Raw genomic sequence first — 9740 nt, 5'->3', positions numbered from 1 at the left:
CCCCGCACACCCTGCGACACACCGCGGCAATGGCGCTGCTGCACGCCGGCGTCGACACCTCCACCATCGCGCTCTGGCTCGGCCACACCAGCACAAAGGCCACCGACATCTACCTCCACGCCGACCTGGCCACCAAGGAGAAGGCCCTGGCCCGCACCGCACCTCCTGGCGTCGGAACCCGGCGCTACCGCCCCGGCGACAGCCTGCTCGCCTTCCTGGAAAACCTGTAATTATCTCTGGCGGCCACGCTGTCAGACCTTCGCTGGCCAGCCCTGATCCACCCAGCCCGGCATAACATCCAACCCCAGATAATTGCCGTTATGCCGGTCCAGGCATAAGGCCAAGAAGATCGCCGGCCGCAAACGCAGCATCGTCACCGACACCCTCGGCCTGCTCCTCGCTGTGCTCGTCACCGCCGCCGGCGTCTCCGACAGCGCCGCCGGCCTGCCGCTCCTGACCCAGGTCGCCGCCGCCCAGCCCACCCTCACCAAGGCCTGGGCCGACAGCGCCTACCGCACCACCGTCATCGACGGCGCCGCCAGCCTCGGCATCGACGTCGAAGTCGTCAGCCGCGACCCCGCCGCCAAAGGTTTTACCCCGCTGCCGCGCCGCTGGGTGGCCGAGCGCACCTTCGGCTCGCTGATGCTCCACCGCCGCCTCACTCGCGACTACGAAGCCCGCCCTGACCGCTCCGAAGCCATGATCCACATCGCCATGATCGACCTCATGACCCGCCGCCTCACCGGCGAGAACACGCCCACCTGGCGCGGCACCTGAACCCGGGACCAGAAAGGACCAAACGCCCACTAAGACGGATGGGATAGGAGGATAGCCTCTCTGGGTGAAGAACAAGCTTGTGACAGGCCAGACAGATGGCAAGCCCCCTGTGAAGCGGCTCAGCCCCACGAAGGAAACGCTCCGGTGGCTGTTTTCCTTCAGCGGCAACGAGTGCGCCTTCCCTGATTGCACCTCCCGCTTGATCAACCCCGATGGCACGTTCATCGCCCAGGTCTGCCACATTGAGGCCGCCGAACGCGGCGGCGAGCGGTTCAACGAGCAGATGTCCAATGAGGACCGGCGCGCCGCGTCCAATCTCATGCTGATGTGCCACGAGCACCACGTTGTGACCAACGACGTGCAGAAGTACACGGTCGAGGTCTTGCGCGCGATGAAGGACGCGCACGAGGCGCCCTTCCGCGACGGTTTGCAGGACATGCTCGCCCGGGTGGTCGACTGGACCGAGACCACCACCGTGACGCCCGCGAGAACCCTCCGCGCCTATCTTGCCTACCACGGCTGGGACGATGACGACGATCCCGAGAGTCGAGAAGGCAACGTCGCCGTTGTGGCGGAGTTCGCCGAGACGATCCGGGGCCTCAGTCGACCTGCCCGCGAGATGCTCGTCATCCTGCTGCAGCGAGGCCGCGAGCTTTCTGGCCAGCTTGGTTTCGGCGCAACGTACGGCGTGCTGCTCCAAGAGATCGTGGACGCGACCGGGCTGACCTGGGAGGAAATGATTAGCCGAGTTGGGCAGCTCGTCACCCGGAATCTCGCGAAAATTGAGGATGAGGACTGGGACTTCCACGATTTCGTCGGACCCTATGTCACCACCAGACAGTACCCAGACCTGCACTGGGACGACATCCTCACCTTCTGCCAGGCCAACGACGTGCCCCTAAAAGGGATCTTCGTCAACCTGCGGTTCGACCTTCTCGACGATCCGACCTCGACCGGTGAGGATCAAACAGTTCCCATCTAACTGGCAGCCGACCGATGTTATGCACGCGGTTCGAAACCGCCGCTGTGCGCAGCAAGGCCTCGCCGAGCACGCGCGCCCGGTCCAGCCTGATCTCACCGGAGACAATGCTGCGGTAGAAGTTGAGTATCCCGCCCAGTTCGATTTAGGGGCGACGGCCCGCCCCGACCGCACCGGGAACATTACGGCCAAGCTCGGAGCCGCTCACGCAACCCATCCCGCTGAAGAATCGAGATTAGTGGTCCAACAACTCACTCACCAACTCGTCGATCTCGCGTGCATATGACATCTGAGACAGAGCCTCCCGGACAACCTTGCGCAGCTTGACAAAGTTCTTGCTTTCATCAAGCTCAAGCTGAGCAACGCTTGCGGCTTCAATCTGCCCTAATGCGGCAAGGCGTACGTGTGCGTCGTTGCCCGAGTCGTATAGCGGGATCTGGAGCTTCCAGAGATGCTTATCGATGTCCCGCTCATCTTTGCCGTACGACATCAATGGTCTAACCAGTTGCGTGAGCGCTGGGCAATTGAGGATGGCACACAGATAAAGAGCCTCGTCGTAGCTGCTGACAGTGCTCCAATAGAGCTTGTGATCAATGATCATGTTTGGGTTTTCGACTAGGGCTGCTGCAACGTGCATCCCGGCCTTACCGTAGACCACGCGGAGCGGAGTGCCGGGAAGCTGGATGGTGAGCTTCCTGCGGAAGTCGAGCTGTTCGAGGAGTGTAAGCCGATCGCTTGACCGGTGCTGTTCCCATAATCGCTCAGCGCGCTGCCACCATTCGGCCATCCCCGGATAGAGGGCGAGGCGAGCGCTGTCGCCTTCGAGTAGTTTATTTCCTTGGATGGGAAGCACTGCCTCACGCGCGGGTAAGACCCTATAGGGAATGATGCTCTCGCCCAGTAGCACCGGCCGAACAAACTCGGTTTCCACCACCCCTTCGAGTGCGGGGAGATTCTTCCATGGCGGCTTCTCGGTGCTGCTACGGGCCGAGCGTATGGCCAGTCTGCCAGCACCGAAGCCGAGAGGGCTGGCAGGCTGCGGTTCCACGAAGAACAGTACCCGTGGAAAGATCGTGGCACCGTTGGAAAATCGGGCCGCATAAGGGGAAGGCGCCTTGGCAGTATCGTCATCCCTAACCAATAAGGCCGACTCACGCTTCACAAAAGACCTCACATCCTCCCACCTATGTGCGCCTCGGGGCAGGATTCCCGTCCAGCGGGTCGTCTCCGCAGTGAGCACACGGGCAGCGTTGTCAGTCCTGCGCCCGAATACCACAGCTCCTCCACGGGGAAAGAAGTGCGGCCGTAGCCGGCGAAGGTCCCAGGACCCGGTGAACGTCACCGTGGTCGGCTCAGCGGGGTCAAAGTACTTACCTGAGCGGAAGCCAGCGAAGTATCCGCGATCCAATACGGCGTTCGGCAACACGAACGCAAACGCCCCGCCGACTTTGAGGTACTGCTGAGCGGCTCGAGCAACGAACAGTCCGGACAAGTCCTGCTGCGTGGCAACCACGTTGCCGTGCCACAACCCCCGCGCCTCTGACATCTCGCGGAAGACTACTTGCATATCCGTGGGCATGTGCCGGAATGAAAGCCACGGCGGGTTCCCCACGAGGATGTCCACCCGGTTTTCAATTCGGCTGAGCCAGACAGGGCGCACAAGGTTGCGGATGTAGTAGCTCCAGATATGGTCCCGCCCTTCATCCTGCAATCGACAGAGCACCTCGAAGCTTTCCCTGATCGCGCGCTGGTCGGTCTCTGCCACGGCGAGCCGCTTGAACAGCGTGGCGAGCGACGGGACCGTCCCTGGTGCGCGGCTCTTGCTTGCCAGGGATGCCAGTTCAGATATGAGCCGATCGAAGCGGCCCGCATCGGCAAGAAGGTGATCCGGAAAGCGCAGTTCGTCCTCGAATAGCGTGCTACCGGTGCCGGTAGGAATGAGGAGGTGATCGTCACTGAAGAGGTCCACCCTTTGAGTCCATTGCACGCTGTCCCCCAGGTACACAGGGACTGTGATGGGGCCTCGTCGCGAGTCGATGAGGCGGCCTCGGCCGATGGCTAGCAGATAAGTGACCCTGGCCAGGGCGACGGCCACTGGGTGCAGGTCGATCCCCAGAACATGGCTGGTTAGACCGGATAAGGCGGCGGCGAGCGGAATCCCTGCCTCATCGGCAGCAGTGAGGTAGCGTCGGACAGCATGAAAAAGGAACGTTCCAGAGCCGCAAGCGGGGTCAAGAACTCGCTGGTTGAGAGGGTCGGTAACAGTATCAGCGACTATTTGATCAGCGAGCCAGTCCGGAGTGTAGTACTCCCCAAGACGTTTGCGTGTCTCGGTCCCAATAATGGACTCGTAGAGGACCTTGAGCACGTCGTGCTCAACGTTTGCCCAGTCGAACCTGGCCAGTCGCCGGGACAGGGTTCGGATGAAGGATTCACCTCCAGGTACCTCCAAAACCCAGTCAAAGAAGTCTTCTTCGACAACCCCGTGAAGTTGAGCTAGGGCGAAGCGTTGGCCCATGAGCAATGTAGCTGGCTGCATGTCCGTAACGTCTAGGCCGAGGACGAGATGAGCAATGATCTCAGCGCTATTAACGAGCAATGTGTGTTCGAGAAACAGCTCATCATCATCGCTAAACTGAGTCCCGAGGGCACTACGGAGCAATTGCGACCAAAGTTGCCGCTTGAGCTGGACGGTGGGGAGGTGACCGTACGCTTCGTACATGGCCGCTAGGTTTGCGCGATCCAGCTCGTATGAGGCGCTTTCAGCACCGAGCCTTTCACGAATCTCGGTAGGGGTGGGCGGTACGTTCTGTCGCGTGGCGAGCACACCTTCGAGCCACCTGAGCAGTGCCTCCAAGTCTGGACGCCCAGATTTGAGATCGTGCTGACTTGCCTTGATCAGTACGCCATTCTCAGTTTGATACGCACGCCACGTGGCTCCATCCGTAAGGATTCCTACGTAGCGCTGTCCGGTCTCACGTGTCCGCGTCGCCACATAATCCTCGAGCTGGGCCTCTGCAGCACGGATGGTGGCCTGGCTGGTGAGGCTTCTTTTGACCTCGATAACCGTGTATCCGACCTCGATATCGATCCTACGGCCAGCCCCTACTTGAGCCTCCAGATTAACGTCCAGATCATGCTCAGCAAGGTTCAGCCCACCGGTAAGTAGAATCTGCCGCACGTCGGCCTGAATCGTTGCCTCGCTGCGCAGGATGTTGCGCCCCGTAAGGCGCCTAAGTACGTCTTGAACGTCCTCACGATCAAGAGTGGACACTCTTACGGTTGTATCACGCGTTAGACCAGCTGAAAATACTGGACTTTGCAACCAAGGCGAGTCAGAATCGGCGGGCTTGCCCAGCAGTTCAGTGCTACCACAGATTGAAAGTATGGAGTTCCATGTCGATCTGGGGTTCGGGATCAGACCGGTGTGTGCCAGGAAGGCGTTCAGGAAGTCGGGGCGGTGCTGCAGCTGGTTGGGTCGGCTGCAGATGACCTTGGCGAGGTCGTCGAGCGTGCAGGAGGCCAGGTTGCCCAGGTTGTGTTTGAGATGGGACCACACGTCTCCACCGGGTTGAGGTCGGGCGCGTAGGTCGGCAGGTAGAACACCATCAGCCACGGGCGGGTGCCAATCAGGGTCCGCATCCGGGCGTCGAGTGCGTGTTGACGTTGTCCCAGATCAGCACGATCGGCCCACCGAGCTGTTGGTGAGCGGGGTGCAGGAGGCGCGCGTGGCCGATCTCGGCGAACCTTTGGGTTCGTTAGGCGAACATGGCGTTCACGGCCCGGCTCACCTCCGCCTGGGGAACTTTCTCGCGTTGACGTTCGAAGGCGATCCATTTCTTGCCCTCCGCGGCGACCCCCTCCAGAACGTGCAGAGCGTTACCGAGCCCGGCCGTGCCGAGAGTCAGCTGTGAGGCGTTCTGCGGATCCGTGTCCTCGGTCTCGGTGACATCCGTGGGCGGATCCGTCACCTTGACCTTGATTGGGTCGCCGTTGGTCAGGGTCAGCTCGAAGACGTTCTCTCCGTTGTCGGTCTCGGCCACCTGGACGGAGGTGAACGCGTCGTAGCGGTAATTGATGCGTGCCCGGCTGCGGGTCGTGGCCTTGCGGAAGTCGAGGTGCTGGGTCAATTGCCGCACACCGTCCTTGGTGAGCAGGAAGAGCAGGATCTTGTACTTCGAATAGCGCCATGGCCCGTTCTCGATGCGTGCCCTGTCGTAGAAGGGCGTGGCCGGCGCCTCGATGAAGGCGTGAGCGAGGACGTCCTGCCGTTTCAACCGGTAGAGATCCATCGCCTGCTCCATCAGCACCTTGCGGTCGCACTCCAGCCAGCGGGCCATTTCGAGGTCGTCCGGTCTGTCGTCGAGTTTGCGCTTCCACCGGTCGAAAGCCGCCCGGCGGCCGGCCAGCAGCCGCTCCTTCTCCCGCTTGTCGGCCGAGTGGCGCCTGTACTCCGCGGCGATGCGCAGCCAGAGGCGGGCCATCGACCAGACCGAGGCCAGGGCGACGATCGCGGCCAGCGACACGAGCAGCGGCCTGACCTGCGCGGCGCTCCAGACCAGGAAGCCGCCTGCCACGATCGCCGCGATCGAGGTGAGCACGCACCTCATTCTCAGAAGCACGGAGACGCGCAGCTCCTTGCGGTAGTCCCACAGCCCTCCCGCCTGCCAGCGCCGCGTGACGTCGGCAACCAGGTATCTGGTGAGCCAGGCGACGCGTTTGGCGTTGACCGTGCTCTCCCGGTAGAGGGTGACCACCTCGTCGCGCAGGGCACGCCGGATCCCCGCCGTCTCCGACAGCCAGAGAGCCGGGTCCGTGTCGTTTGGGGTGTACAGCGCGAAATAGTGGCTGAACTGCCGGTCGATCTTGCTCGCGAAGCCGTCACCGCGCGTGGTGGTGGCCGGCCTGTGCGAATACTCGCGGTCCTTCGCCTGGCGTCGCTCCTTCTTCCACCTCCACTCCACACCGCTGCGCACGCTCGCGTAGCAGCCGGCCGTGAGAGTCAGCAGGGCGGATAGCGCCACCGTCTCGTTGTGCTGCCAGGCCGTGGCGCCGACAAAGCCGACGGTCACCAAGGCCAGCGCGGTGGTCGCCGTGGCCGCGGTCCAGGCGCCGGGTCCGACGAGGACGGGGTCCGCCGGCCGTACCCGTGCGCCGATGGGCTCCGGTTGGAAGAACTTCCAGGCCCGGTCCAGCCGGTTCAGCGCGTAGCGGTCGTCCTTGGCCGCTTCGAAGGCGCGCGCCCAGAGGGCGTCCTCGGCAGAGCTGTCCAGGAACATCTCCATGTGCTGGAGAAGGTCGTTACGCTGCTCGTCGGTCAGCTTCTGGAACTCCTGCTCCAGGCCGACAGCCGGGCTCTCCTGCGGCCGTGACGTCAGGAGGTGGTCGACCAGCTTGATCGCGTCGGCCCAGGCGTCGTCGTCCTTGACGGCACCGCGTACGCAGCGCAACATGTCGATCTCGTTCGGCGGCAGCTGCTGCAGGGTCCGTCCGCTGAGCAGGGCCAGCAGCAGGTAGAAGCAGGAGCGGCCGTTCACGTAGCTGCGCACGACCACGGCCTCGCGGAGGTGCTCACGTGCCTCCGGAGCCATTCCCGCGCGAAGGCAGTTCAGCCCCGCCTGAAAGATCTCCTCGGCCGAACGGGTAGCCGCGACCTGATAGATATTGACCGGCCCGTGGATGGCCTCCGCCTGGACGGCGACGTTCGCCGAGTCTTGGGCGACGTTGGTCGGGCCGGAGGAGGAATCGTTCACAGGACGCTCCGGAGGGCCGCGATCACGGCCGACACGTGCGCGGCCAGTTCCGCCACGTCCGCCAGGAGCCCGCGGAGTCTCTTGAGCGCGATCATCGCCTTGCTCCTGCCCGCCTCGGTGCTCTCGGACAACGATTCGGCGGCGACGGCGATCTCCTCCTCCGCCGCGGTGAAGGTCTCCTCGTCGACTTCCTGGGCCTTGCGGGCCCTGGCAAGCTGGTCGCGCAGCTCGGCGAGCTGGGTGATCGGGTCGACCGCCTGGCTCTGAGGAGGGTGTCCGACGGTGACGTTGCCGTGGATGTGCCCCGCCTGCACGCCCACGCGGGCGTTGTCGCGGGCGACGTTCTTCACGTTGTCGGACATGTTGCTCGCCTCTCTCGCCTTGCTCGGGGGACGGTTGTCGTGCTCCACGGCCAGTTCCTGGGCGAGGGCCACGGCGAAGGCGGCGGCGTTGGCCACCGCCTTCGGCTGCCAGTTCAGACCGTCCGTCTCGATCTTGGTGCCGTCCGCGCGGTCGCTGATGCCGCGCACCACGGCCATGGGCAGCGATCTGTTGTGGTGGGCGGCCTGCGCCACGCCGGCGGCCTCCATCTCGATCGCGAGCGCGTCGTTGTAGGTGCGGCGCACCCATTGGGCGTGGGCGGAGATCGCGGAGTCCTGGACCACCTCGCCGGCCGCGATCGGGCCGAAACGCACTTCGGGGGCAGCCGCTCCCGCAGGCAGGTGACGGGCCCAGGCCCCGGTGCGGTAGAGGTGGCGGGCGATCTGGTCGGTCTCGTGATCGATCTCCCAGACCCGCGGACGAGCTTTGAGGCCGTCATCCTCGCTGGTGCCGCCGTGGTAGGCGTAGACGTGCGTGGCCACCACCACGTCGCCTAGGCCGACACCGGGCCACAGCGCCCCGGCGACCCCCACGAACAGCAGCGCCGACGGCGAGAACTCGGCGATCGCGCGTTCGGTGATCACCGCGGACGGATGGTTGCCCTTGCCGACCAGGCCCAGAGCCACCCGGCGCCCGTCGCCGGCGAGGCGGCCGACCTCGAAGCGGGTACCGGCGGTGTGACGGTGCACGCGCGGATCGCTCAGGTGCCTGCGGACGGCCTGATACTCCAGATCCAGCGCGGTGAGGATCACGATCATGACCATCGACCTCCTAAGGCCGAGTCATTGGGGGATTGAGGACATGGATCGGGCCCGCCCTGAAGAGCCGGGCGGGCCGCCCGTTCGGGGTCTTGCGCATCGGGCCGTCGGCGACGATGAAGCCGCGGGCGCCCTGTACCTTGCGGTAGAAATTGCGGGGATCGAGGCGGACATCCCAGACCGCCTCGTACACCTGCTGGAGCTCCGAGATAGTGAAGGACTCGGCGCAGAAAGCGGTGGCCAGGGCGGTGTGCTCCAGCTTGACACGCGCGCGCTCGACTCCGTCGATGACGATGCGGCGATGGTCGAACGCCAGCTTCGCGCCCGGAGCCAGGGCGTCGTCCACCGGGATCCAGGAGGCGTTGGCGGCATCGGTACCGGCGACCGGCTCCGGCAGCCGGGGCGCGATGGCCAGGTAGGCGACGGACACGACGCGGCCACGCGGGTCGCGGCCCGGCTCGCCGTACACGGCCAGGGGCTCCAGATGCACGTCGGACAGGCCCGCCTCCTCCGACAGCTCGCGCCGCGCCGCCACCTCGATGTCCTCGTGCTCGTCGCGCAAGAAGCCGCCCGGCAGGGCCAGGGCCCCGAGAAACGGGTCGATGCCACGTTCCACGAGCAGGACGTGCAGGCGCGCGTCGCGCAGGGTCAGGATCACCAGGTCGACCGCGAGCAGGATGCGCGGCGGCTGCCATGGGTCGTCGGGCATGAGCACACCATAGCTTTTTGTCAGAACGACAGGAAGTCCTTGTTGAGTACGTCTATTCACGGCGGCGTCGCCCGCCCACCCGATCGTGGAACCGGCTGCTTCGACGATCGATGCCTGGCAATGCCGCCCGTGGCTACAAGCCAAACGCCTGCGCCTGCGACTGTTCGCGGTGGCCGGACGGCTTGTGCGCCGCGGCCGCTGCCTGCTTCTGCGCATCGCGGAGCGATGGCCCGGGACCCGTGACATCCTCGCCACTCTGACCCGCCTGCAAGCCCTGCCCTGTCCGCCCGCAAAGCCGCTCCTACGACCAGGAAAGGACATCCCCCGGGTCCGTGGAGCCCCGCCCACCCGACGCGACAGCCGGGCAAGCGTGCTGACCGCAG

General features: G+C 64.5%; 7 protein-coding genes. 3 read left to right on the top strand and 4 right to left on the bottom strand.

Annotated features, from left to right (window positions below):
* The 3 genes from BLS95_RS42880 to BLS95_RS42870 form a co-directional block, all read left to right on the top strand.
* On the top strand, positions 1-230 hold a 230-nt coding region (locus BLS95_RS42880), incomplete at its 5' end, for a tyrosine-type recombinase/integrase (protein ID WP_176993679.1).
* Between the two features lie 82 nt (positions 231-312).
* Positions 313-777, top strand: coding sequence for a transposase (locus BLS95_RS42875; protein WP_090945346.1), 465 nt, complete (start codon positions 313-315; stop codon positions 775-777).
* Positions 778-841: 64 nt separating this feature from the next.
* A complete protein-coding gene (locus tag BLS95_RS42870) occupies positions 842-1759 on the top strand; it encodes a hypothetical protein (RefSeq protein WP_143044119.1) in 918 nt (305 codons plus the stop codon).
* Positions 1760-1991: 232 nt separating this feature from the next.
* Here the strand turns inward: BLS95_RS42870 and BLS95_RS42865 are convergent, their stop codons facing one another.
* The 4 genes from BLS95_RS42865 to BLS95_RS42845 form a co-directional block, all read right to left on the bottom strand.
* The gene (locus BLS95_RS42865) at positions 1992-5315 is read right to left on the bottom strand and encodes a class I SAM-dependent methyltransferase (protein ID WP_218136260.1); all 3324 of its coding nucleotides are present in this window, start codon (positions 5313-5315) and stop codon (positions 1992-1994) included.
* Between the two features lie 199 nt (positions 5316-5514).
* A complete protein-coding gene (locus tag BLS95_RS42855) occupies positions 5515-7509 on the bottom strand; it encodes a hypothetical protein (protein ID WP_090945344.1) in 1995 nt (664 codons plus the stop codon).
* Positions 7506-8654 (bottom strand): 5'-methylthioadenosine/S-adenosylhomocysteine nucleosidase family protein, encoded by a 1149-nt coding sequence (locus BLS95_RS42850; protein WP_090945343.1) that lies wholly within the window; start codon positions 8652-8654, stop codon positions 7506-7508. The genes BLS95_RS42855 and BLS95_RS42850 overlap by 4 nt, the downstream gene beginning before the upstream one ends.
* Before the next feature lie 7 nt (positions 8655-8661).
* A complete protein-coding gene (locus tag BLS95_RS42845; protein ID WP_090945351.1) occupies positions 8662-9357 on the bottom strand; it encodes an NUDIX hydrolase in 696 nt (231 codons plus the stop codon).
* Positions 9358-9740 lie beyond the last annotated feature (383 nt).

Source organism: Nonomuraea jiangxiensis (assembly GCF_900099965.1).
GTDB classification, from domain to species: Bacteria; Actinomycetota; Actinomycetes; order Streptosporangiales; family Streptosporangiaceae; genus Nonomuraea; species Nonomuraea jiangxiensis.
The sequence above is the reverse complement of the archived record's forward strand: the minus strand, read 5'-3'. Positions and strand labels throughout refer to the sequence as shown.